The following is a 23,797-nucleotide window of genomic DNA, read 5'->3' on the forward strand; positions in this document are numbered from 1 at the left end:
ATCTCCCCTAGCGGAGTTTCGGATCGAGGGCCTCGCGGACCGACTCACCGAGCATCACGAAGCTCAGCACTGCGGTGACGAGGAACGCGGCGGGGAAGAACACCAGCCCCGGCGCGACCCGGATGAACTGCTGCCCGTCGCTGATCATGATGCCCCAGGACACCACCGGCGACTTCAGACCGACGCCCAGGAACGACAGGGTGGCCTCGGCGCCGATGAACGAGCCGACCATGATCGTGCCGTACACCAGCAACGGGGCCAGGCAGTTCGGCAGCAGGTGCTTGAGGATGATCCGGCCGGTGCCGGCACCCAGTGCGCGGGCCGCCACGATGTAGTCGGCCTCCTTGGTGGCGAGCACCGAGGAGCGCATCAGTCGCATCACGACCGGCCAGCTCAGCACGATCAGGGACGCGGTCACCAGGCCCATGATCTTGTTCTTGCTGTTGCCGGCGCCCGAGCCGTTGAAGGTGGTCAGGATGACGATCGCGCCGAGCACGAAGGGCAGACCGAAGAAGACGTCGGCGATCCGGCTGAGCAGCGCGTCCACCCAGCCACCGCGGTAACCGGAGATGATGCCCATGGTTCCGCCGATGAGCAGGGTGCCCAGCACGGAGAGCACGGCGACCTGGATGGACGCACGCGCACCGTAGATGACGCGAGCGTAGACGTCACGGCCCTGCACGTCGTAGCCGAACCAGCCATTGGCCGACGGCTTGTCGAGGCTGCGGGACAGCGAGCCGTTGACCGCGTCGCCCGGGGCGAACAGCGCCGGGAAGGCCGCCATCAGCAGGAAGATCACGATCAGCGTGGCCGAGATCCAGAACAGCGGCTTGCGTCGCAGGTCCCGCCAGGCGTCGCCGAGCAGGCCGCGCGGCTTGTCGTTGCTCTGCGGCTGGCCCGCGGTGGCGGGGGCGGCGGAGTCGGTGGGGTGTGCGCCAGGGGTGCTGACGATCGATGCGGTACTCGGGTCACTCATAACGGATCCTCGGGTCCAGGGCGGCGTAGAGCAGGTCAACCAGCAGGTTCATCACGAGATAGACCAGCACCAGGACGACCACGATGCCTACTACAGTGGCGCTTTCCTTGGTGATGATCGCTCGGAAGACCTGGCGGCCGATCCCGTTGATGCCGAAGATTCCCTCGGTGACGATCGCGCCGCCCATCAGGGCGCCGAGGTCGGTGCCGAGCAGGGTCACCACCGGGATGAGCGAGTTGCGCAGCAGGTGCACACCAACGACTCGGCGCATCGGCAGGCCCTTGGCGATGGCGGTACGCACGTAGTCCGCGCGGCGGTTCTCCGCGATGCTCGTTCTTGCCACCCGTGCGATGTACGCCACTGACGCGCTGCCGAGCACGAAGCCGGGCACGATCAGCTCGGACCACCGCATCTCGGAGGAGACGGTCGGCTTGATGATGCCCCACTGCACACCCAGCAGCCACTGGAGCACGAAGCCGACCACGAAGACCGGCAGTGCGATCAGGAAGAGGGTGGAGACCAGGACCAGGTTGTCCAGGAAGCCGTTACGCCGCAGACCGCTCAGCACGCCGGCGCCGAGGCCGATCACGGCCTCGATGGCGAGCGCCACGACGGCCAGCTTCAGGGTGTTCGGGTACGAAGTCAGGATGATGTCGCTGATCTCGCGCTGCGAGAACGTCTGACCGAAGTCGCCCTGGAGCAGGTTCTTCATGTAGTTGGCGTACTGCACGAAGACGTTCTGGTCGAGGTGGTACTTCTCGGTCATGAAGGCGATGTACTGGTCCGGGCAGCGACGCTCACCGCACTTGCCGGCGAACGGATCGCCCGGAACGGCCCAGACGAGCCAGTAGATCAGGAACGTCGTACCGATGAAGACCGGCACGAGTTGGAGCAGCCGTCTCAACAGATAACGGCCCATGGGGTGGTCCTCCAGACAGGGGGCGCGTCGGACGGCCGACACGGTGGTGACAACGTGCGAGTGGAGTGTTGTAACACCCAATCGCGGAACGGCCCCGGGTCGGGCTCACCGGATGTGGCGAGCCCGACCCGGGGTCAGACCGTTCGGATCAGAGCTCGACCGAGGTGATGTCGATCTCGCCGACGTTGTTCAGCTCGAGCTTCTTGATCTTCTCCGAGTGGCCGGACTGCTGACCGTAGAAGTAGACCGGGATGCTCGGGACGTCCTGGTCGACCTTCTCGACCGCCTTGGCGAACGCCTCGTGCGAGGCCTCCAGGCTCGGAGCGCCGCTGGCCTGCTTGGCAAGGGCGTCGACCTCGGGGTTGCTGTAGAGGCCGTCGTTCGAGGAGCCGTTGGTGATGAACAGCGGGTTGACCCAGTTCTCGACGTCCGGGTAGTCCTGCTGCCAGGCAGCGCGGTACGGGCCGTTCATCTTGTGGGCGTTGATGTTCTGGCGGAACACCGCGAAGGTCGGCACACCCTCGGCCCGTGCGTTGATGTTGAGGTTGGTCTTGATCTGCTGCGCGACGGCGTCCATCCAGTCCTTGTGGGCGGAGTCCGCGTTGTAGTAGAAGACCATCTCACCGCTGAAGCCACCGGCCTCGGCGAGCAGCGTCTTGGCCGTGGCCGGGTCGAACTTGCAGGCGGTGCAGTTGCCCGGCTTGGCGCCCGGGGTCAGCGGGTTCGCCCAGCTGTCGGCCGGCTTGCGGGTGCCGAAGAAGATCTTGTCGGAGATCTCCTGCCGGTTGACCGCCAGCGACACCGCACGACGCAGCTTCGGGTTCTGGAAGCGCTTGTCGTAGATCGGGAACGCGATGAACGCGGTCGACGGCGTGACGGTCGAGCGGCCCCGGTCACCGAGGTCGGTCTTCCACTTGTCGCCGGCGAGCGCCGAGGTGGGGACAACCTCCATGAAGTCGAGGTTGTTGGCCAGCAGATCGGCGTAGGCCGCGTTGTCGTCCTGGTACAGCTTGACGTCGACGTCCTTGACCTTCATCTTGTCGCGAAGGTTGTAGTCGTCGAAGCGCGTCAGCTTGATGAGGGAGTTGTCCTCCCACGACACGAACTTCACCGGGCCGTTGGCGATCGGCTTGCGGCCGAACTCTTCCGGCTTCATGGTGAAGAACACGTCCGGCAGCGGCATGAAGGCGCTGTAGCCGAGCTTGGTCGGGAAGACCGCGGTCGGCGCCGCCAGGGTGACCTCGAAGGTCTGGTCGTCGATGACCTTCAGGCCGGACATCTTGTCGGTCGTCGGCGTCGGGGCCTTCTTCGGGCCGTCCGCGCCATCCGGGTCCGTGGTGTAGGTCTGGTCGAAGCCCGCGATGTCCGCGAAGAAGGTGCCGTTCTGCGCACCGTTCGGCGAGTAGGCGGCCCAGTTCCAGGCGTCGACGAAGTTCTTCGCCTTGACCTCGGTACCGTCGTGGAACTTGGTACCGGCCTTGATCTTGATCGTGAAGACCTTGGAGTCCGTGGTGTTGATGGACTCCGCAAGCGCGTTACGCGGGGCCCCACCGTCGTTCGGGTACTCGACCAGGCCAGTGAAGAGCCAGTCGATGATCTTGCCGCCACCGGTCTCCGTGGTGTTCGACGGGACCAGCGGGTTCTCCGGCTGGACGCCGTGAACAACGATCGAGCCATCCGCGCTGGCGGCAGTTTCGTCGCCGCCGCCGCTCGAGCAACCGCTCGCGACAAGCGCGGCAGCCGCGCTGAGCGCGATGGCGCTCGTCGCCCGCTTCGAGACTCTCATTCCGAGGGGCCTCCTCTTTCTAACCAGGTTCCGTCGTGGGTTTCACGCACGTTTGGGGGTGACACCGCCCGACCACCCCGGGGGCGCGGGTCGCCGGGACCACAGGGAAGTTGGGGACACCCCTGATGTTCCGATCCGCCGGGCTCCCCCACCAACGAGGCTTGGCACGACGCAATCGACACAGCCACGGGCCGCCGAGATCGGCGGAATCGTGGTCGTGGGGCGTACGGAGTGCCACACACCGATGGTGAGGTGCTGCCACTGTGACACCCACTGGCCTCTTCCGTGAAGGTGCCGTTATCAAGCCGTTAGTTGCCCGCCACGTTGCCGATACTTGAAAAATGATCATAAAACGCCCGACACGGGCGGCACTGAGCAGGAAATACGTTGCGCCACCCGAACAGTCGGCCTCGGCCCCTGCGTGAGCCCCGAGGTCACCCGAGCCCGGTGGGACGTCCGTCACCACTCACGTTTCGAGCCATCCGGATGAGGGCCCCCACGGCTACCCGGACACGATCATCGGCTGGGTGTACGAGGGCGCGCCGGACGTTTCTCTGATCCTCGCCGGTGCCGACGCGCCGTCTCCTCGCCGGTAACGACGCGCTGTCTCCTCGCCGGTGCCGACGCGCCGTCACACGAGGCGGCGATCCGCCGCCCAACGGGAGAGCTCGTAGCGGTTGGACATCTGAAGCTTGCGCAGCACGTTCGACACGTGCGTCTCCACAGTCTTGATGGAGATGAACAGCTCCTTGGCGATCTCCTTGTACGCGTACCCCCGGGCCAGCAGCCGCAGCACCTCACGCTCACGGTTGGTGAGCTGGTCCAGCTCCGGGTCGGCCACCGGCGCGTCCGGCCGGGCCGCGAAGGCGTCCAGCACGAACCCGGCCAGCCGTGGGCTGAACACCGCGTCCCCGTCGGCCACGCGACGGATCGCGGCAGCCAACTCGTCGGGGGAGATGGTCTTTGTGACGTACCCACGGGCGCCGGCACGGATCAACCCGATCACGTCCTCCGCCGCGTCGGAGACGCTCAACGCGAGGAACTTGACCTGCGGGTGCGTACGCCGCATCGCCTCCAGCACCGCCCGACCGCCACCGTCGGGCATGTGCACGTCGAGCAGCACCACGTCCGGGCCGACGGCGGCGATCCGGGTGACCGCCTCGGCCACGGTGCTCGCCTCGCCCACCACCTCGACGTGGGCGCCCAGCTCCGCGCGCACCCCGGCTCGGAACATGGCGTGGTCGTCCACCAGGAACACCCGCAGCCGCTCGGGGCGGGCATCCGCCGGGTCGAGGTGCTCGGTCGACTGCTCGGCCATGGTCATCTGTTCCTCTCCGCTGCGGACGAGTCCCGGGAGATCGGCAGGATCAACCGGACCTCGGTCCCCTCCCCCGGGCCGGACCGTATTTCGGCCCGTCCGCCGTGCCGCTTCATCCGCCCGATGATCGAGCCGCGTACGCCGTGCCGGTGGTCCTCCACGGTATCCGGATCGAAGCCCTTCCCCCGGTCACGGACGAAGACACTGACCTGATCCGGCTCCACCTCGGCGTAGAGCGACACGGTCTGCACGCCGGCGTGCCGGGCCGCGTTCACCAACGCCTCCCGCGCGGCCGCGACCAGCGCCCCGACCTTCTCGTCGGTCTCCCGGTCCCCCACCACCACCGTCTCGACGCTGATCGCGAAGGTGTCCTCGACCTCGGCGGCGGCCTGTTCCAGAGCGGCGGCGAACCGCTCGCTCGGCGAAGCGGTCGGCTTGTAGAGCCAGTTGCGCAGGGAACGCTCCTGCCCTCGGGCCAGCCGCTGCACCGTCTTGACGTCGCCGGCGTTGCGCTGGATCAGGGCCAACGTGTGCAGCACCTGGTCGTGCACCATCGCTGCCAACTCGGCCCGCTCCTGCTCGCGGATGCGCCCCTCGCGCTCCGAGCGGAGCTGGCTGTACGTCCGCCAGAGCACCGGCGCGGCGACCACGCCGACGCCCGCCAGCCCGACCAACGCGAAGATCACGCCATTGATCACCGCGTCGAAGTTCTGTGCCGGTGAGTAGACGGCCGCGACGCCGATGATGCCGACCGCGACCAGCACTCCCCCGCCGATGAACCGCAGCACGAAGGCCCGCCGGTCGCTCTCCTCGACGACCGCGCCGAGCCAGGGCACCGGCATGGCCTCGCCCCACTGTCGCCGCCGTTCGGGCGCGGACTGGTGCCAGATGACCCCGGCGCCGACCGCGATGATGGCCACCAACCAACCGGCGGTGCCCGCCGCGCCGACCGAGTCGAAGACCATCACCTGGATCAGCAGGACACCGAGCCCGATCCCCACGAACGGCAGAAGTTGGGCGACGTCCCGCCGGGGCGGCACCGCCGTGTCACCGGGACGCAGCGGCACCACCGCCCAGAACGCCGCGTAGAGCAGCAGGCCGAGCCCGCTCAGACCGAGCAGGACCATGAACGCGACGCGCACCCGCAGCACCGAGATGCCGAGATGGTCGGCGATACCGGCGGCGACGCCGGCGGCCATCCGGTGCTCCGGGGCGCGGTACAGGCGCGGGGGCGAGGTCACGGTGCTGATCGGAGGCTCCCTGGTCACTGTGGCGGACAGGTGGAGGTCGGTGACTCGATCGTCACACGCTGCGGCGTCCGCGACCACGGGGACGCCCCCGACATTCCGGCCGCCGGATCTCAGGGTGGGGTCAGGGTCGGGTCCTGAGGCCGTTCGGGTGGACCGGGCAGCAGGATCGAAGCATGACCGAGGAAGCTGCCCCGCCGCCCCGACCGGGGTCGGCACAGTCGGGCGGTTCAGCACCGCCCCCGCCCACCACCACGCCGACCGAATGGACCGAGCCCCGCACGTTCGGTCCGCACGCCGGCACCGACGCGACCGCCGGCACCGCGCCCGGCGAGCCGGCCGACGGCTACGCGCCCCCCGCGGCGGGCTACGGCCCAGGCCCGGGGTTCGCGGCGGGCACCGGCTACGGCCCGGGCGGCACACCACCCGGGCCGGGTGGTCCCGGTCCGTCCGCGCCGCCACCGCCGCTGGGCGGCACCGGCTTCACCTCGCGGTACGGGCTGGTCCGGCCGCGCGAGGGGCGGTACCTGGCCGGTGTCTGCGCGGCGATCGGGCGCGCCACCAACACCGATCCGGTGCTCTGGCGGGTGTTGCTCGCGGTCCTCGGGTTCTTCGGGGGCATCGGCATCCTGGTGTACGTCGCCGCCTGGCTCATCATCCCGAACGAGGGCGACACCGCGTCCCCCGTCGAGTCCATGCTCGGTCGCGGTCGCTCCAGCATGTCCCCGGTGACGGTGATCGTCCTGGGCATCCTGGTCGCGGCCAGCTTCGCGTACATCGTCACCGACGCCTTCCGCGCGGTGCTGCTCGGCGCGGCCATCCTGGTCGCCGGCGCGCTCCTGCTCAACCGGGACGGCCGCAATCCACGGCCCGGCACCCCGGGTGGTCCGGCGCCCGCCGCACCGTCCGGCGCGGTCGTCCCACCGGTGACCTGGCCGTCGTACGGCGCGGCGCCGTCGACCGGCCCAGCGGCGACGCCGCCGATGTTCGGCACCGGTCCGGGGTACGCCACCGCGACGACGGGGGCGGCGCCCACAGTCACCATCCCGGCGTACGACGCGCCGCCGACCAGCGCGACGCAGCCGTTGCCCGGGGTCGGCCCGGTGTCCGGGCATCCGGCCGGCACGACGGCTGCCCAGCCCGGCTGGCCGAGCACCGCGATGCCCAGCGCCGGTTGGCCGTCGGCACCCGTGAGCAGCACACCCGCTGCCCCGGCCGGCTATCCGACAGCCCCGCCGCCCTCCGGTTACCGCCCTCCGTTCGCGCCGCACGGCCCGTACGCTTCGCCGACCCCGGCTCCGCCTCCTCCGCCCAAGCCGCCGAAGCCGCCGAAGCGGCCCAAGGAGCGCTCGCCGCTCGGCGCGGTGACCTTCTCGCTGATCTTCCTGGTGCTCGGTCTGGTCGCCCTGCTCGACCTGCTGGACGTCTTCGCCATCAGCGCCTCGGCGTACTTCGCGGCCGCGCTGGCCACGATCGCCCTCGGCCTGCTGGTCGGCACGTGGTTCGGGCGGGCGCGCTGGCTCATCGCGCTCGGTCTGGTGACCGCGGCGGCGCTGGGCACAGCGACCGTGGCCGAGTCCTACGACCGGATCCGGGGGGTCGACGGCGCGGTGACCTGGGCGCCCACCGACTACCGCGACCTGGCGGACCGGTACGAGAACAGCTTCGGTGACGCCGTACTCGACCTGCGCGGGATCGACTTCGCGAAACGGGACAGCCAGGTGACAGTGGCCGTCAACTTTGGCCAGGCGACAGTGGTCGTGCCGCCGAACGTGGACGTCACCACAGTGGCCGACGTCAACGCGGGTGACGCCACGGTCTTCGGCAACCGCTCGGGCGGGCTGGACGGCCGCCTGCGGGAATCCACCGACGTCGGCGCGGACGGGCCCGGCGGCGGGACCCTGCGCCTCTACATCCATGTCAATGCCGGCAACCTGGAGGTGACCCGGTGAAGGCTCACCGCACGGATCTGGTGTCGTTCGCCTTCGGGCTCGTGTTCCTGGCGCTGTCCGCCTGGTGGCTGCTCGCCCAACTGCTCGGGCTCGCGCTGCCGCCGGTCGGCTGGTTCCTGGCCGGCGCACTCATCCTGATCGGGGTCTTCGGGCTGGTCGGCGCGCTGCGCTCGGGTCGACCGAACCAGCCGGAGCCGATTGCCGAGGCCGGCGCCGCCGAGGCGGTAGCGCCCGTCTCCGGCACGTCCGTCTCCGGCGCGCCCGTCTCCGGTGCCGCCATGTCGACGTCCGGCGCGGCCCTGCCGGACTGGGAAGCCGAACGGTCCACCTGGGACACTCCCTCCTCCGACCCGACGCTCGTCTCCGACCCGACGCCCTCCTCGGACCCGACGCTCATCGCGGACCGGACGGTGGAGACGCCGACCACCGAGGTGCGGGCGTCCGACGTGCCGGCCACCGACGTGATCCACCCGGCCTGGCTGGCTCATCCGCCGGCGGAGCCGCCGACCGAGCCCTTCCCCGGCAACGGAGACGACGAGCCGACCACCGGGAACCTCGCCCGCCCGGCCTCGTCGGAGGGGGACGAGCCGACCAGATCCGACCAACCAGTCGAGGCCGTCAGCGACCGGCCGGGTGACGAGCGGGAGGGTCCGCGCAGGGAAGCCTGACCTCGGGCGGCCGTCCGCGTCGATCCACCGCATCCCCACGGCGGTGCGGCCGGCGCGGACGGACGCATATGCTGGCTGGTGGAGATCTCGCCTCCGCCGGCCGGCCCGTCCCGCCCATGCCGGTCCCGCCGCGATTCCCGTCTCTACCCCCGTCAGGAGCCCGCCCGACATGACCCAGTCCCCCGCCGTGCGTACCACCGGCCGGTCCGGTCCGGTCCGCATCGGCGAGCGAGCCGCCCGTACCCTCGTCGCCGAGCTGGCCCGGATCAACGACCCCAAGGCTGCCCTGCTGGTCGGGGTGACCCCGGACTCCGCGGTGCTGGCCGCGGCGGTCGATGCGCTGCTCCCCGGTGACCGGCTCACAGTGGTGCCCGCCGAGCCGTTCGGCGCTGCGGCGCTCCGCGAGCACGTCACAGCCCAGGGCCGCTGGGTCGCCGACCGGGTGAGCGTCGTCGACTCGCTGGCCGAAGCCGAGGCCGCCGTCGTCGTCATCGCCGGTGAGGCGTTCACCGGCACCGCCGAGGCAACCCGCGGCGGCGTCGAGGGGTTGGCCAAGTACCTGACCGACGGGGCGGTGCTGAGCGTGGCGACCGTCGCCACCCCCGGCCGGACCGAGGGTGCCGCCGCCGAGCTGGCCCGACAGGACGCCCTCTACGGCGTCGGCGCCGATCTGGTGCTGCGCAACTCGCCACCGGTGCGGGTCTACCGACTGCGGTTCACCCCGGCCAGCCCGGCCGCGGCCGACAGCCTGGCCCCCGCGTACCGGCCGTCGAGCGTGCCGGTGACCAGGGGCATGCACATCGACTCCAACGGCGTCGCGGCCGCGGGCATCGCGCTGGGCCTCGCGGCGCTGGCCCGGGTGGCGCGCCCGTCGTCCAAGCTGTGGCTGCTGCCGGCCCTGGCCGCCGGGCCGGTCGCCGCGTTCTTCCGGGATCCCGAACGGGACGTGCCGGAGGACCCGAGCGCCGTGGTCGCCAGCGCGGACGGGAAGGTCCTGTCGGTGCAGCGGTTGCACGACGAGCGCTTCGGCGACGGCGAGTGGCTACGGATCGCCGTGTTCCTGTCGGTGCTGGACGTGCACGTCAACCGTGCCCCGGTCGCCGGCAAGGTGGTGGACTACTTCGTCGCCGATGGCGGCTTCGTCAACGCGATGAAGCCTGACGCCGAGCACAACGTCGCCGCGTACACGGTGCTGGACACCGCTCGCGGCACTGTGGTGGTCGCGCAGCGGACCGGGCTGATCGCCCGCCGGATCGTGCAGCGCGCGCCGATCGGCGCGCTGCTGGCCAAGGGCGAGCGCTTCGGGCTGATCCGGTTCGGTTCCCGGACCGACGTCTACCTGCCCGCTGAGGCCGCGGACCCACTGGTCGGGCCGGGCGACAAGGTGGTCGGTGGGTCAACGGTCATCGCCCGCTGGCGCTGATCCGCGAACGAGGAACGGGGCGCCGCTGTCCGCGGCGCCCCGTTCTGTCTGCTCAGGTCAGGCGGTACGACGTTGCCGCAGCCAGAGAACCGGCCCGCTGACCAGGTAGCCCACCACGATCAGGGCGAACGTGAGCCGGATGTCGACCAGCGCGCCGATCACCGGGGCCAGCCAGAGCCACGGCGGCAGCTTCACCAGGCGGGCGAGCTTGGCGTACGGGAAGCTCGACACCATCGCGAAGGCCAGCAGCGCCACCCCGGCGACCAGCACGGCACCGGGCACCGGCAGGCCGATCGCCACTGTCACGGCGAGCACAGCGGCCGCCATGGTGGTGGGCACCCCGCAGAAGAACCTGCCGTCCTTCGGCGAGACGTTGAAGCGGGCCAGTCGGATCGCGGCACACGCCGCGACCAGGGCACACGCCACTGCCGCCGCCGCCGTGGAGACGGAGCCGGCGAGCGAGGCGTAGACCACTACCGGCGCGGCGAGACCGAACGAGCACATGTCGGCCAGTGAGTCCATCTGTGCGCCGAACGGGCTGGCCACCCCGAGCCGTCGGGCCAGCGCGCCATCCAGACCGTCGAAGCCGACGCACGCGATCAGGCAGAGCGCCGCCATGCGCACCTCGCCCTGCATGGCCAGGAAGATGGCCAGCATGCCCAGCATCAGGCTGGCCAGCGTGCAGGCGTTGACCAGGGCGAATTTCATCCGGCGCGCCATGGTGCGCTCGCCGGGGAGCAGTGGGATCGAGTGGGCCTCGTCGGTCTGCGTCATCGGCGGCATCGCCGGGCTGACCGGCATGACCGCGTCGACGTGGGCTCGGTCCAGGCCCAGTGTCGGGTCCACGCCCAGTGTCGGCCGGCTGAGCCGGTCCAGGCCGTAGCGACGGCGCTGCCGATCGGCGTACCGGTGCTCGGTCGGGGCCAGGTCGGCCGGGTGCAGGTCGCCGTCACGGCGACCGACTCGGACCAACAGCACCTGGCGGGCGAACGTGCTGCTGCGGCGCAACCGGCCCGCCCAGCGACGCCCTGCGGGGCGCGGACTGTCAGTAGTACGACGCCGGCGCCATGGGGCTCTCGGCACGTTTCCTCCATCACCGGATCTGCTGACCGCCACGTGGCGGGTGTCCGGCTGTCTCGTGCCGGACCTTGCATGGCCCGGCAGCCGTTTTGCGGAGTACACCATCGCATAGGGGAACATGGCTTGGCGATAGCTGCCGGCGGTACTTATATCTGGTCAAACCGCTCGAACCGCTCGCTTGTTCCCATCCCGGGCTTCATCGCCCGTTTCCTCCATCATTCCCGCCTTTGACTGTACCGGAGGGTCACCAAGTCGGCTCACCGAGCGGGGTGCTATCGGCCACTCTGTCCGATTGCCACGACGGCGATGTCGCTCAACGGCAGGTCAGTCGCCTCGTCGCGGGTGAACCACCCCGCCCGCGCCGTCGAGCCTCCGGCGGACTCGGTGACCACCGCGTCGGTGGGTACGTTCACCAGCACCCGATAGATCACCCGTACGCCGTGCCAGTCCAGAGGACGGCCCTCCGGGCCCAGCGCGGCGGGGTTGTGCAGGTTGTTGACGCCGAGCAGCTCCACGACCCGGCCGACCTGCCCGCCCTCCTCGACCAGCTCCCGCAGCAAACCGGTGGCCGGCTGCTCGCCGTGATCGGTGCCACCGCCTGGGAGATGCCACAGACCGGCCCCCGGGTAGCCCTCCGCGATCTGAGTGAGCAGGATTCGCCCAGCGGGGTCGGTGACCAGCCCGTACGCCCCGAAGCGCAGCCGGCGGTCGGGGTGCTGCGGCGGGAACGGGTCCCGCGACCGGTGCGCCGTCGGCGGCAGTGGGGTGACCGGCAGGCCGAGCGCCTCGGCGGTGAACGGGGTCACCGGCAACTGCGCCACCTCCGCCAGTGGAAGCCAGCAAGCTTGATCAACCAGCTCAGCCCCGACGCCCCGCACCCCGTCCCCGGGCCGGGCACTCTCAGGCCCCGAACCGTCGGACGATGCGCCGTGGGGAGTGCTGAGCTCGAACAACAGCCGGTCGGTGTGCAGCGCGCCCTTGCTCTCCGGAAAGGTGGCAACATCGGCGACCACCGCGAGTAGTCGCGTCACCGCGACCGTCAGCCCGGCCTGCTCGGCGACCTCGCGGACCACAGCGCGCTCCGGGTCCTCGGCATGTCCGAGGGCACCGCCCGGCAACCGCCAGGCCCCGGGAAACTCGCCCTCGGCCCCGTCCCGAACCACCAAGACCCGACCCGAGTCCCGCACAAGCCCATAAGCCCCGACTCGACGCGTGAATTGCACCTTTGCCCGCCCCCCGCTTCGCACCCACAGTCTGTTGATCATGAGGTTGTCGCCGTCCATCTCGCGTTCCGACAATAACTTCATGATCAATGCGAGACAGCGCGCGGGAAACCCGCGGAGCTGGTGAGCCGGGGCGTTCAGGCCGAGGTAGCCGACTCTTCACGACGACCGATCAGCCTCTTACCGACCCCTTCAGCCTGCTTCGCGACCGACCCGCTCCACCCCATTTACCCTCATTGTGGCGGCCATTCGCGTCACGGCAGGTCGAGACCAACGCTGATCAACTCGGGTTCAAGGAAGGCGCGGTATTCCAGCGCGCCCGAGATACCGCGCGCCTTCACGGAAACCCGAGTTGATCACAGGCTGGAGCCACCGACACACCCAAGCCGGACGACCCCTGGGCGGCGCCGAGGACCCACTGCCCGGGACGTCCGAGGAGATCCCTCAGCGGGTGTCCCCGAGCTCAAGATCGCGCAACATCCAGGGTGTAGTGGCATCGGCGCGTCGGTGACGCCACTACATCCTGGTTCGAGCACGATCTTGGCGGGGTGGGGCGTGGTGCGTGAGGCGTCGCGCGTGGGGCGTGGGCGTGGGGCGTGATGCCACGCGCGACGCCCCGGAACTCGCTCAGGTGAGTTGGGCGGCTTGGACTGCTTCGGCGGTCACCTCGGTGAGGCGGTCGGTGGGGAGGGCGCCCAACTCATCGCGGCCGAACCAGCGGGCCTCACATGTGGAACCGCCCACGTCAGTCACGGTCAATGGGTTGGGCTGGTCGACGACGACCCGGTAGAAGGCGCGTACGCCGTGCCAGTCGATCGGGTAGCCCTCGGGGCCGAGTGAGGCGGCGTCACGGTGGCTGGCGACGCCGAGCAACTCGACGAGGCGGCCGGCCTGGCCGGTTTCCTCGATCAGCTCTCGGATGAGTGCCGCGCCGGGCTGTTCGCCGTAGTCGGTGCCGCCGCCGGGTAGGTGCCAGCAGCCGGCGCCGGGATAGCCGTCGGAGATGCGGGTGAGCAGCACTCGGCCGGCGGGGTCGGTGCAGACCGCGTACGCGGCGAAGCGCTGGGCCCGGTGCAGACCGTCGGGGCCGGGCACGGCGTAGAAGGAGGGGAACTCGGGTGCCTCGTCGGGCACCACGTCGGCCGAGGAGGCGGGCAGCCCGAGGGCGCGTGCGGTGAACGAGCGCAGCGGCAGCTCGCGCGCCTCGTCGAGGGTGTACCACCGGGCCAGGTCGGTGGGGCGCTCGCCCACCCGGTCGGCGAGGGTGCCACCGCGCACGGCCACCCGGTAGATCAGCCGGTCGGTGTGGATGGTGATGCCGCGGTCGGGGAGCGCCCGCATGTCGGCGAGCACGTCGGCCAGGCCGGAGACGGCGACGGAGAGGCCGGTTTCGGCGGCGGTCTCGCGGACGACAGTGTGGTTCGGGTCCTCGCCGTGGTCGACAGCCCCGCCGGGCAGTGACCACGCGCCGGGGGTGCCGGAGCGCTCCGATGCGCGGACCAGCAAGACTCGGCCGCTTGAATCAGCACAAACTGCGTATGCCGCGATCCTGCGGAGCGGCTTGAGCAAGGTGGTCACGGAAGCAAATTCTCCCCGCGCCGGGTTACCGGAACGGAAAAGAGTCGGATTCCTGACTATCTGGCACCGGTCAGGGATTGGTCAGGGTAAGGATCCGGGCGGTCACCGAGGGCGGGCGGGGCGCCAGCGCGGACCGTGGGGGTATGACATCGACCACCGCTCCCCGTGCCCCGTACAAGCAGCTTCGGCGACCCACCACCGACCGCATGGTCGCCGGGGTCGCCAGCGGCGTCGGCCGCTACTTCGCCGTCGATCCCACACTGGTCCGCGTGATCTTCGCGGTCACCGGCCTGCTCACCGGCGGGCTCGCGCTGTTCGCGTACCCGATCATGTGGTTCCTGATGCCGGAGGAGCCCACCGGCGCGCCGGCCTGGCCGCACGCCTCGGGCGTCGCGCCGCAGAACGGCCCGCCGCCCACCGCCGGGCCCGCGCCCGGCGGGCCACCGCAGGGGTACGGCCCGACGCCGTCCTACCCGCCGACGACCCCGTCCAGCCCGCCGCCGGCGGCCTGAGCGGCGCTCACTCCCACTCGATGGTGCCCGGCGGCTTGCTGGTGACGTCCAGGACCACCCGGTTGACCTCGGCGACCTCGTTGGTGATCCGGGTGGAGATCCGGGCCACCACGTCGTAGGGCAGCCGGGACCAGTCGGCGGTCATCGCGTCCTCGCTGGAGACCGGGCGCAGCACCACGGGGTGCCCGTAGCTGCGCCCGTCTCCCTGCACACCGACGCTGCGCACGTCGGCGAGCAGCACCACGGGGAACTGCCAGACACCCCGGTCGAGGCCGGCGGCGGTCAGCTCCTCGCGGGCGATCAGGTCGGCCTGGCGGAGCAGGTCGAGGCGTTCCTGGTCGACAGCGCCGATGATCCGGATGGCCAGGCCGGGGCCGGGGAACGGGTGCCGCCAGACCATCGCCTCGGGCAGGCCCAGTTGGAGGCCGAGCGTCCGAACCTCGTCCTTGAACAGGGTGCGCAGCGGCTCGACCAGCGCGAACTTCAGGTCCTCCGGAAGGCCGCCGACGTTGTGGTGGCTCTTGATGTTGGCGGTGCCGGTGCCGCCGCCGGACTCCACCACGTCGGGGTAGAGGGTGCCCTGGACGAGGAACTCGACGTCGCCGTGTGCGGCGATCTCGCGGGCAGCGGCCTCGAAGACCCGGATGAACTCCCGACCAATGATCTTGCGCTTTTGCTCCGGGTCGATCACGCCGGCGAGCGCGCCGAGGAACCGGTCGGTGGCGTCGACCACCTTCAGCTTGATGCCGGTGGCGCTGACGTAGTCCTTCTCCACCTGCTCGGCCTCGCCGGCGCGCAGCAGGCCGTGATCGACGAAGACGCAGGTGAGCTGGTCACCGACCGCCTTGTGCACGAGCGCCGCGGCGACCGCCGAGTCCACCCCGCCGGAGAGGCCGCAGATGACCTCCTTGTCGCCGATCTGGGCGCGGATCCGGGCGACCTGCTCGTCGATGATGTTCTCGGGAGTCCAGGTCGGCTCGATGCCGGCGATGTCGTAGAGGAAGCGGGTCAGCATCTCCTGGCCGTGCGCGGTGTGCCCGACCTCGGGGTGGAACTGCACGCCGGCCCGACGACCGGCCAGGTCCTCGAAGGCGGCGACCGGCGCGCCCGCCGACTCGGCGGTCACCGTGAAGCCCTCGGGCGCCTCGGTGACGCAGTCGCCGTGGCTCATCCAGACCGGCAGGTCCGCCGGCAGGTCACGCAGCAGCACACCGGGGTCGAGGAGCCGCGGACGCAGCGGGGTGCCGCCGTACTCACGGTTGCCGGTCCTGGTGACAGTGCCCCCGAGCGCCTGGGCCATCGCCTGGAAGCCGTAGCAGATGCCGAAGACCGGCACGTCGGCGCTGAAGACGCCCGCGTCGATCTGCGGCGCGTCCGGCGCGTAGACGCTGGCCGGACCACCGGAGAGGATGATCGCGGCGGGGTTCTTCGCCAGCATCTCGGCGATCGGCATCGAGTGCGGCACGATCTCGGAGTAGACCTTCGCCTCACGGACCCGGCGGGCGATGAGCTGGGCGTACTGGGCTCCGAAGTCCACCACGAGGACGGGGCGAGGCAGGCTCATGTGCACGAAGCCTACCGACAGTCACGGCCCTTCCCGGCACCGGCTCGCCGACAACCCACTCTCCCCGCGATCTTGCACTTTCCGTCCCGGCAAAAGACGCAGAAGCCACAAGACGACGACCGAAACTGCAAGATCGCCGGGGTCAGGGTCGCAGCGCGCCCGGGGCGTCCGGCGGGACGGCCGGGTTTCTTGGCGGTACGGCGGGCAGGCGGCGGTACGGGGCGCCGAGCGCCGGGCGGGGGTCCGGCTCGCCCTTGTTGGGCCAGAAGGACATCGCTCGTTCCGCCTGTGCGGTGATCGTCAGCGACGGGTTCACGCCCAGGTTGGCCGAGACCGCCGCGCCGTCGACCACGTGCAGCCCGACGTGCCCGTACACCCGATGCCAGGGGTCGATCACCCCGTCAGCCGGGGTGGCGCCGATGACCGCACCGCCCAGGATGTGCGCGGTCATCGGGATGTCGAAGGGTTCGGTGAGGGAGCCGCCGGGGGTGCCACCGATCTCGTCGGCGAGCATTCGGACGGCGGTGTTGCCGGCCGGGATCCAGGTGGGGCTGGGAGTGCCGTGGCCCGGGCCGGTGACCAACCTGCGACCGAGCGGGCCACGCCGCCACCGGGTGGTCAGCGAGTTGTCAACGGACTGCATGACCAGGGCGATCACCGTCCGTTCCGACCAGCCGCGTACCGACAGCATCCGTGCGGCCAACCGGGGCTGCCGCACGATGCTGCCCAGCCAGCGGCGTACCCGGTGCGGGCCGCCGTCGACAAGCAGCGACTGGAGCAACCCCATCGCGTTGGAGCCCCGCCCGTAGCGGACCGGCTCGATGTGCGTCTGCGGGTCGGGGTGGAACGAGCTGGTGATGGCCACCCCCTCGGTGTAGTCCAACCGCTCGGACCGGGCCCGCTGCCGTGGCACCGAGGCGCCGAGGATGGCCTCCGAGTTGGTCCGGGTCAGCTCGCCGAGGCGGGGCGAGAGCCCGGGTAGCGCACCGTCGGCCCGCATCCCGTGCAGCAGCCGCTGGGTGCCGAGCGCCCCGGCGGCGAAGACCACCTGGTCGGCGTGGATGACCTGCCGCCTCTTGCGCAGCCAGGCGCCGGTGCGCTCGGTGTGCACCTCGTACCCACCGCCGTCGGCGGGCCGGACGGCGGTCACAGTGGTCAACTGACGGACCGTGACCCCGAGCCGTTCGGCGAGCCACAGGTAGTTCTTCACCAGTGTGTTCTTCGCACCATGTCGGCAACCGGTCATGCACGAGCCGCAGTGCAGGCAGCCGGTGCGTTCCGGGCCGGCACCGCCGAAGTACGGGTCGGCGACCCGCTGGCCGGGCCGGCCGATGTGCACGCCCACCGGGGTGGCGTGGAAGGTGTGCCCCACCCCCATCCGCTCGGCCACCGCGCGCATGGCGCGGTCCGCGCCGGTGTGCACCGGGTACGTGGTGACGCCGAGCATCCGTTTCGCCTGGTCGTAGTGGTGGGCCAACTCGTCGCGCCAGTCGGTGATGTCCCGCCACTGCGGGTCGCTGTAGAAGGCCGGCAGGGGCTCGTAGAGGGTGTTCGCGTAGACCAGCGAACCGCCGCCCACCCCCGCGCCGGAGAGCACCAGCACCCCGCCGCCGGATCGTCTGTCGGCCGGGCGGAGCAGGGTGAGCCGTTGGATGCCGTAGCAACCCAGCTTCGGTGCCCAGAGGAACCGGCGGACCCGCCAGGACGTCTGCGGAAACTCGTCGTCGGCGAAGCGGCGGCCGGCTTCCAGCACCGCTACCGAGTAGCCCTTCTCGGCCAGTCGGAGCGCGGTGACGCTGCCACCGAAGCCGGACCCGATGACGACCACGTCGTACCGCATGGACGCATCATTACTCGCGAGTAGCGCTCGCGCCAGCGGCACTTTTCGCGCGATCATGCTCCGGCCGACCGACCCGGCGTCTTCCGGCCGCAACCCGGAGCACCCGTCGGAGCGTTGTTCACCAGACGGGTGGAAGGAATCCAACATGGTTCTCGGGTCGATGGCGCCGCGCCGACGGTGGCTGCTGCTGGGGTTGGCGGCCCTCGCCGTCGTCGCGCTGATCGCGGCCGGCACTGTGGTGATCACCCGGCTGACCAGCGACAACAAGCCGGGCGGCGGTCCGGTGGCCGGCTCACCGACCCCGTCGCCGGTCGGCACGCCGACTCCGAGCCCCAGCGGCCCACCGCCGGGCGCTGACATCACCGGCCCGCTCAACCTGCTGCTGGTCGGTGTGGACACCCGGGTCAGCGTGCCCGGGTGGGAGCCGCACTCGGACGCCGTGCTGGTGCTGCACGTACCCAAGGGGTTGGATCGGGCGTACCTCTTCTCGCTCCCCCGCGACCTGGTGGTGGACATCCCGGCGTTCCCGAAGGCCGGCTACAAGGGCGGCAAGACCAAACTCACGCACGCGATGAGCTTCGGCAGCCGGGTTCCGGGCAAACCCAAACAACCCAGCACCGCCCAGGGGTACGAGCTGCTGCGCAGCACTGTCAGCGGTTACACCGGGCTGCGCATCGACGCGGGCGCGGTGCTCACCTTCAACGGGTTCGATCGGCTGGTCGACGCCCTGGGTGGGGTGGACATCTACGTCGACCAGCGGGTCGAGTCGCTGCACCGCCGACCGGACGGCAAGTACCGGGAGAGCGCGCCGGGCGGCTACAAGGGGCCGCAGCAGGTCTACGAGAAGGGCGAGCAGCACCTCAACGGCTGGCAGGCGCTGGACTACTCGCGGCAGCGCTACATCACCGGCGGTGACTACGCCCGGCAGCGCCACCAGCAGCAGCTGATCCGGGCGATGACCCGCAAGATCCTGGACGAGGGCCTGGCCCGGCAACCCGAGCGCGTCGACCAGGTGGTCTCCGCGCTGGGCGACACGCTGGTCTACGTGGGCGGACGTCGGATCGTGGACATCGCGTACGCCCTCAGTGGCCTGCCGGAGAACCGTTTCACGCTGGTCGGGCTGCCCGGTTCCGGCGTCGGCAAGGGCAGTGCCTACCGGGGTGAACAGCTGACCACCGAGGGCCGGAAGTTCCTCACCGAACTCCGCGCCGGCCGCGCCGACGCCTACCTGGCCGCCCACCCCAAACTGGTCGTCAAGAACTGAACTAGCCCTCCCCACCCCCGCGATCTTGCACTTTCGGTCCCCGTTTCACGCTACTTTGCCCCGTTTCGCGACGACAGCAACTGCAAGATCGCGGGGAACCGGGAGGGGTCAGAGCCGCTTGGGCAGGGCCGGCTTCTTGGTGCCGTAGAGCCAGGCGTCGAAGATCGAGTCGAGCTGCTTGCCGGAGATCCGTTCGGCCAGGGCAACGAACTCGGCAGTGGTGGCGACGCCGTCGCGCTTCTCCGCCGCCCAGGTCTTGACGATCTCGAAGAACACCTTGTCGCCGACGGCCACCCGCAGGGCGTGCAGGGTCATCCCGCCGCGCTGGTAGACCGACTCGCTGAACAGCTTCTCCACGCCCGGCTTGCCCGGCGGTGTCTGCCACACCTGCGCGGACATGCTGGCGTACCGGCTGCCGAACGCCTCCTTGGCGGTGTACGCCCTGGTGTGCTCGGCCCAGAGCCACTCCGCGTACGTCGCGAAGCCCTCGTTGAGCCAGATGTCCTCCCACTTGGCCAACGCGACGCTGTCGCCGAACCACTGGTGGGCCAACTCGTGCGCGACGACCTCGGTGTTCTCGCCCTGCCGGAAGAAGCTCGCCGCGTACACCGGTCGGCTCTGCGTCTCCAGGGCGTAGGAGATCCGGCTGTCGGAGATCACCACCCCGCCGTACGCGTCGAACGGGTACGGCCCGAACACACTCTCCAGGTAGTCGGCCACGGCTACGGTCTGCGCGATCGACGCGTCCGCGTTGCCCTTGGCCTCGGTGGTGGTGACCGCGTTGTAGACCGGGCGGCCCTTGTGCTCGCCTGTGGTGATCCGGAACTTGCCGATCACCAGCGTGCTCAGATAGCTGGCCATCGGCGACTTCTCCGACCACTTCCAGGTGGTCCAGCCGCCAGTGCTGGTCTTCCCGCCGGGAACGCCGTTGCTGATCGCGGTCAGGCCGTCCGGAACGGTGACCTCGAAGTCGTAGGCCGCCTTGTCCGACGGGTGGTCGTTGACCGGGAACCAGGTGCTGGCCGACTCGGGTTGACCCAGGGCGATGGCACCGTCGGCGGTGTGCAGGAAGCCACCGTCACCGAGCGTCTCGTTCTTCAGCGGCTTCGGCTTGCCCGCGTAGGTGATCTCGGTGACGAACCCGTTGCCGTTGATGAGGCCGGAAGCCGGCTTGATCACCAACTCGTTCCGCTTGCGGCTGTGGGTCGCCGGTACGCCGTCCACAGTGACCGCGCTGACGGTCAGGCCGGCCAGGTCGAGGTTGAACGTCGACAGGTCGGCGGTCGCGGTGGCCCGCACTGTTGTCGTACCCGTCAACTGGTCCTTGGCCGGGTCGTAGCGCACCTTCACCGTGTAGCGCCCGACGTCGTAGCCGCCGTTGCCGTAGGTCGGGAAGTAGGTGTCGCCGACCCCGTCGGCACCCGCTGTGAACGTCCGCGTCGGCGTGGGGGACGCGCTCGGTGGTGGCGCCGCCTCCGGGCCCGCCGAGTCGCATCCGGACAGTGTGAGCGCACCGGTCACCAGCAGGCCGGCAGCCACTCGCAGTCTGTGCCGCGTCCCGCGCATCCCACACCCTCTCCGCACGGTGGCCGGTCCCGGCCTCCGCCATCCCGCGCGAACGGGCGCCTACCCGCCGTTCGCAGGCGGCAGCATATCGACCGGTCAGCGGCGCCGGGTCACGGCAGTGTGGGGGCCGACCCACCCACCAACCAGGCGTCGAAGAGCGGACGCAGTTGCCGCCCGGCGACCCGCTCGGCCAGCGCGACGAGGTCCGCTGTGGTCGCGTTGCCCGCCGCCCGCTCGCTGGTCCAGGTACGCAGGATGCGGAAGAAGAGGTCGTCACCGACGGTCCGGCGCAACGCGTGCACGGCCAGCGCCCCGCGCTTGTAGACGGCCGAGCCGAACATCTGCTCCCGGCCCGGCTCGACCGACGGCTGCGTCCAGTCGGTTGCCGCGTACTGGATCTCGAAGGTGCGCTGGGCGGTCCGGCCGCCGTCGTGCTCCTCCCACAGCCACTCGGCGTAGCTGGCGAACCCCTCGTTGAGCCACATGTCGCTCCACCTGGTCAGCGACACGCTGTCGCCGAACCACTGGTGAGCCAGTTCGTGCGCGACGACGCTCGGGTTCGGCCGGTCGTCAGCGAAGAAGCCAGGCCCGTAGACCGGCCGGGACTGGGTCTCCAGCGCGTACCCGATCCGGTCGTCGGCGATCACGATCCCCCCGTACGAGTCGAACGGGTACGGGCCGAAGCGGCTGGCCAGGAAGTCGACGATCGCGCCGGTGCGGGCCAGCGAGGTGGCCGCGCCGCCGGTCGCCGGCAGGCTCGCGGCCACCGCAGTGACCATCGGCCGGCCGGCGTGCGTGCCGGTCACCACCCGGTAGTCACCGATCACGAGCGTGCTCAGGTAACTGGCCATCGGGGCGCGCTCCGACCAGCGCCAGGTGGTCCAGCCGTCGGCGGTGCTCTTCGGCCCGGGCACGCCGTTGCTCAGCGCGGCCAGGCCGTCCGGGACGGTCACCGCCAGGTCGTAGGTGGCCTTGTCCGACGGGTGGTCGTTGACCGGGAACCAGGTGGCTGCCGAGTCGGGTTGGCCGAGCGCCACCGCGCCGTCGGCGGTGTGCAGGAAACCGCCGCTGCCCAACGTCCCGTCGTCGACGGCAGTGGGGACGCCCGCGTACTCGACGGTCACAGTGAACTGCCGGCCGCGCGGCAGTCCGTCGCGGGGCGTCACCACCAACTCGCCGTCGCCGCGTCGGTGCTCGGCCGCCGCGTCATCCACGCTGACCGCGCGGACCTCCAGGCCGACCAGGTCCAGGTTGAACCGGGACAGGTCCTGGGTGGTGGTGGCCGTGATGACGGCTCGACCGGTCAGCCGGTCGGTCGACGGGTCGTAGCGGACGTCGAGGCCGTAGTGCCCGACGTCGTAACCGCCGTTGCCGTGCCCCGGCACGTACGGGTCGCCGACGTCGGCGGCACCGGGCCGGAAGCCGTCGCTGTCGTCACCGGTGCAACCGGTGGCGGCCAGCCCGATCGCGCAGGTCAGCGCGGCGAGTCGCCGTCTCCGTCCGGTCAGGACCATGCCCACCCCTCCTGCGGCACCCGGCCTCCTGCGGCGTTGCGGTCAGGACGAGCGTAGTCAGCATCGCGGGCCGCGCGGCCGGTATCGACGATCATCAGTGACTTTCGTCGAATCGAACAAAAGCTGCCGTCGATCGAACCTTTCTTTCGACTTGGACCGACGTTAGTGTCGATCTCCGACCACCGTCGCGAAAGGTGGAACCATGTCAGACCACACCGCCCCCGACGCCACCCCCACCGGCCGGCTCAGCCGCCGATCCCTGCTCGCCGCCTCCGCCGGCGCCGCCGCCGCCATCGGCGCGGCCGGCCTACCCGTCCTCGCCACCGGCACCCCCGCGCTCGCCAACCCCGGCAACGCGAGCAAGCTGCGGGTGGAGCCGCTGATCCCGGCCAGGAACCGCGGCATCATCCTCTACAGCGTCCGCGACCGGATCACCGCCGCGCCCGACGACAGCGGGGTGCCGTACGGCTTCGAGCGCGTCCTCGCCCGACTCGCCGAGATCGGTTACAAGGAGATCGAGTTCGCCGGCTACACCCAGAGCACCGAGATCCTGGGCCGGCAGATCACCCCCGCCGAGATCCGCAAGATCCTCGACGACAACGGACTGGTGGCCAACGGCACCCACGCCTCCATCCAGCCGGCCACCTTCCAGCAACAGCTGGACATCGCCGAGGAACTCGGCATGAAGAACATCGGCACCGGCAGCGACCCGACCAGCAGCGCGTACAAGGCCGAGTGGGACGCCGCCGCCGACATCTGGAACGAGCTGGGCCGGCAGGCCAAGGCCCGGGGCATGCGGCTCTACACCCACAACCACGACGCCGCGTACAACTTCCTCATCGACCGGGGCCCGCGCGACGCGCAGGGCCGGCAGACCCGGTCCTCCGGCATCCGCCGGTTGGAGTACTTCTTCGAGATCACCGACCCGCGGTACGTCTTCTTCGAGCTGGACATCTACTGGGCCTACGTGGCCCGTTACAAGCACCAGAAGTACGTCAACCCGGCCGGCCAGGAGGTGACCGACCTGTTCGACCCGATCCTCACCGTGGCCGACCGGACCACCCGGTTCCCGCTCTTCCACGCCAAGGACGGCGACCGGGACACCAGCGTGCCCAACGGGTACCAGATGACCCCGCTGGGCGACGGCGACCTCAACTTCCAGCAGTTCTTCCAGACCATCGGCGAGCGCAACTTCCACCACGCCAACTGGGAGATGGACACCGCCCCCGGCGGTGCGGACAACAAGGGCCAGTCGCTCGACTTCGCGGCGACCAGCTACCAGAACATGTCCGACCTGAGCATCTACGTGGAGAAGTGACTCCGCGCTGAACGCGACGAAGGCCGGCCCCGCACCAGGCGGGGCCGGC

At 70.5% G+C, this 23,797-nt stretch carries 17 protein-coding genes and 1 pseudogene; 6 read left to right on the forward strand and 12 right to left on the reverse strand.

From position 1 onward, the window contains the following. Positions 1 to 7: 7 nt before the first annotated feature. From NIE111_RS30980 to NIE111_RS31000, 5 genes are all read right to left on the reverse strand, one after another. The gene (locus NIE111_RS30980) at positions 8 to 976 is read right to left on the reverse strand and encodes an ABC transporter permease (RefSeq protein WP_238687761.1); all 969 of its coding nucleotides are present in this window, start codon (positions 974 to 976) and stop codon (positions 8 to 10) included. Next, positions 969 to 1,895, reverse strand: a complete 927-nt coding sequence (locus tag NIE111_RS30985) for an ABC transporter permease (RefSeq protein ID WP_238677478.1) — start codon at positions 1,893 to 1,895, stop codon at positions 969 to 971. Before NIE111_RS30985 ends, NIE111_RS30980 begins: the two co-directional genes overlap by 8 nt. A gap of 148 nt (positions 1,896 to 2,043) precedes the next feature. Beyond that, complete coding sequence (locus NIE111_RS30990; RefSeq protein ID WP_238687762.1) at positions 2,044 to 3,681, reverse strand: peptide ABC transporter substrate-binding protein; 1,638 nt, start codon at positions 3,679 to 3,681, stop codon at positions 2,044 to 2,046. A 631-nt stretch (positions 3,682 to 4,312) separates the two neighbouring features. Beyond that, complete coding sequence (locus tag NIE111_RS30995) at positions 4,313 to 4,999, reverse strand: response regulator (protein WP_030337843.1); 687 nt, start codon at positions 4,997 to 4,999, stop codon at positions 4,313 to 4,315. 2 nt (positions 5,000 to 5,001) lie between these two features. Continuing rightward, complete coding sequence (locus NIE111_RS31000; protein WP_238687763.1) at positions 5,002 to 6,267, reverse strand: ATP-binding protein; 1,266 nt, start codon at positions 6,265 to 6,267, stop codon at positions 5,002 to 5,004. A gap of 155 nt (positions 6,268 to 6,422) precedes the next feature. On the opposite strand from NIE111_RS31000, the gene NIE111_RS31005 reads away from it, so the two are divergent. The 3 genes and pseudogenes from NIE111_RS31005 to NIE111_RS31015 all read left to right on the forward strand — a co-directional run bounded on the left by NIE111_RS31005 (position 6,423) and on the right by NIE111_RS31015 (position 10,289). Further along, on the forward strand, positions 6,423 to 8,198 hold the full coding sequence (locus NIE111_RS31005) for a PspC domain-containing protein (RefSeq protein ID WP_238687764.1): 1,776 nt from the start codon (positions 6,423 to 6,425) through the stop codon (positions 8,196 to 8,198). Next, positions 8,195 to 8,443, forward strand: a pseudogene (locus NIE111_RS32370) (hypothetical protein); the annotation flags it as partial. The gene NIE111_RS31005 and the pseudogene NIE111_RS32370, both read left to right, overlap by 4 nt. A 592-nt stretch (positions 8,444 to 9,035) precedes the next feature. After that, complete coding sequence (locus tag NIE111_RS31015; protein ID WP_238687765.1) at positions 9,036 to 10,289, forward strand: phosphatidylserine decarboxylase; 1,254 nt, start codon at positions 9,036 to 9,038, stop codon at positions 10,287 to 10,289. A gap of 57 nt (positions 10,290 to 10,346) precedes the next feature. Here NIE111_RS31015 and NIE111_RS31020 read toward each other — a convergent pair whose 3' ends face one another. From NIE111_RS31020 to NIE111_RS31030, 3 genes are all read right to left on the reverse strand, one after another. Then, positions 10,347 to 11,297: a CDP-alcohol phosphatidyltransferase family protein gene (locus NIE111_RS31020; RefSeq protein ID WP_238687766.1), complete on the reverse strand. Its 951-nt coding sequence runs from the start codon at positions 11,295 to 11,297 to the stop codon at positions 10,347 to 10,349. Positions 11,298 to 11,641: 344 nt separating this feature from the next. Then, positions 11,642 to 12,634, reverse strand: a complete 993-nt coding sequence (locus NIE111_RS31025; protein ID WP_238687861.1) for an NUDIX hydrolase — start codon at positions 12,632 to 12,634, stop codon at positions 11,642 to 11,644. 585 nt (positions 12,635 to 13,219) lie between these two features. Next, positions 13,220 to 14,170 (reverse strand): NUDIX hydrolase, encoded by a 951-nt coding sequence (locus NIE111_RS31030; RefSeq protein ID WP_238687767.1) that lies wholly within the window; start codon positions 14,168 to 14,170, stop codon positions 13,220 to 13,222. A gap of 143 nt (positions 14,171 to 14,313) precedes the next feature. Between NIE111_RS31030 and NIE111_RS31035 the strand changes: the two genes are divergently transcribed. Next, on the forward strand, positions 14,314 to 14,682 hold the full coding sequence (locus NIE111_RS31035) for a PspC domain-containing protein (protein ID WP_238687768.1): 369 nt from the start codon (positions 14,314 to 14,316) through the stop codon (positions 14,680 to 14,682). Positions 14,683 to 14,689: 7 nt separating this feature from the next. Here NIE111_RS31035 and guaA read toward each other — a convergent pair whose 3' ends face one another. Further along, on the reverse strand, positions 14,690 to 16,246 hold the full coding sequence (guaA, locus tag NIE111_RS31040) for a glutamine-hydrolyzing GMP synthase (RefSeq protein ID WP_238687769.1): 1,557 nt from the start codon (positions 16,244 to 16,246) through the stop codon (positions 14,690 to 14,692). A gap of 142 nt (positions 16,247 to 16,388) precedes the next feature. Further along, complete coding sequence (locus NIE111_RS31045) at positions 16,389 to 18,086, reverse strand: FAD-dependent oxidoreductase (RefSeq protein WP_238687770.1); 1,698 nt, start codon at positions 18,084 to 18,086, stop codon at positions 16,389 to 16,391. A gap of 145 nt (positions 18,087 to 18,231) precedes the next feature. Here NIE111_RS31045 and NIE111_RS31050 point away from each other — a divergent pair, with 145 nt between their 5' ends. Next, positions 18,232 to 19,350: an LCP family protein gene (locus tag NIE111_RS31050; RefSeq protein ID WP_238687771.1), complete on the forward strand. Its 1,119-nt coding sequence runs from the start codon at positions 18,232 to 18,234 to the stop codon at positions 19,348 to 19,350. A gap of 108 nt (positions 19,351 to 19,458) precedes the next feature. Here NIE111_RS31050 and NIE111_RS31055 read toward each other — a convergent pair whose 3' ends face one another. After that, the gene (locus NIE111_RS31055) at positions 19,459 to 20,916 is read right to left on the reverse strand and encodes a M1 family metallopeptidase (RefSeq protein WP_238687772.1); all 1,458 of its coding nucleotides are present in this window, start codon (positions 20,914 to 20,916) and stop codon (positions 19,459 to 19,461) included. Between the two features lie 110 nt (positions 20,917 to 21,026). Next, positions 21,027 to 22,430: a M1 family metallopeptidase gene (locus NIE111_RS31060; RefSeq protein WP_238687773.1), complete on the reverse strand. Its 1,404-nt coding sequence runs from the start codon at positions 22,428 to 22,430 to the stop codon at positions 21,027 to 21,029. 202 nt (positions 22,431 to 22,632) lie between these two features. On the opposite strand from NIE111_RS31060, the gene NIE111_RS31065 reads away from it, so the two are divergent. Further along, the gene (locus tag NIE111_RS31065) at positions 22,633 to 23,748 is read left to right on the forward strand and encodes a sugar phosphate isomerase/epimerase family protein (protein ID WP_238687774.1); all 1,116 of its coding nucleotides are present in this window, start codon (positions 22,633 to 22,635) and stop codon (positions 23,746 to 23,748) included. Positions 23,749 to 23,797 lie beyond the last annotated feature (49 nt).

It is taken from the genome of Micromonospora hortensis (genome assembly GCF_022230935.1).
Lineage (GTDB): Bacteria > Actinomycetota > Actinomycetes > Mycobacteriales > Micromonosporaceae > Micromonospora > Micromonospora hortensis.

Coding starts and splice junctions, on each gene's coding strand:
- NIE111_RS30995 (WP_030337843.1), bottom strand. CDS start 4,999: ATGGCCGAGCAGTCGACCGAGCACCTCGACCCGGCGGATGCCCGCCCC.
- NIE111_RS30985 (WP_238677478.1), bottom strand. CDS start 1,895: ATGGGCCGTTATCTGTTGAGACGGCTGCTCCAACTCGTGCCGGTCTTC.
- NIE111_RS31035 (WP_238687768.1), top strand. CDS start 14,314: ATGACATCGACCACCGCTCCCCGTGCCCCGTACAAGCAGCTTCGGCGA.
- NIE111_RS31015 (WP_238687765.1), top strand. CDS start 9,036: ATGACCCAGTCCCCCGCCGTGCGTACCACCGGCCGGTCCGGTCCGGTC.
- NIE111_RS31025 (WP_238687861.1), bottom strand. CDS start 12,634: ATGATCAACAGACTGTGGGTGCGAAGCGGGGGGCGGGCAAAGGTGCAA.
- NIE111_RS31055 (WP_238687772.1), bottom strand. CDS start 20,916: ATGCGCGGGACGCGGCACAGACTGCGAGTGGCTGCCGGCCTGCTGGTG.
- NIE111_RS31060 (WP_238687773.1), bottom strand. CDS start 22,430: ATGGTCCTGACCGGACGGAGACGGCGACTCGCCGCGCTGACCTGCGCG.
- NIE111_RS31005 (WP_238687764.1), top strand. CDS start 6,423: ATGACCGAGGAAGCTGCCCCGCCGCCCCGACCGGGGTCGGCACAGTCG.
- NIE111_RS30990 (WP_238687762.1), bottom strand. CDS start 3,681: ATGAGAGTCTCGAAGCGGGCGACGAGCGCCATCGCGCTCAGCGCGGCT.
- guaA (WP_238687769.1), bottom strand. CDS start 16,246: ATGAGCCTGCCTCGCCCCGTCCTCGTGGTGGACTTCGGAGCCCAGTAC.
- NIE111_RS30980 (WP_238687761.1), bottom strand. CDS start 976: ATGAGTGACCCGAGTACCGCATCGATCGTCAGCACCCCTGGCGCACAC.
- NIE111_RS31050 (WP_238687771.1), top strand. CDS start 18,232: ATGGTTCTCGGGTCGATGGCGCCGCGCCGACGGTGGCTGCTGCTGGGG.
- NIE111_RS31045 (WP_238687770.1), bottom strand. CDS start 18,086: ATGCGGTACGACGTGGTCGTCATCGGGTCCGGCTTCGGTGGCAGCGTC.
- NIE111_RS31065 (WP_238687774.1), top strand. CDS start 22,633: ATGTCAGACCACACCGCCCCCGACGCCACCCCCACCGGCCGGCTCAGC.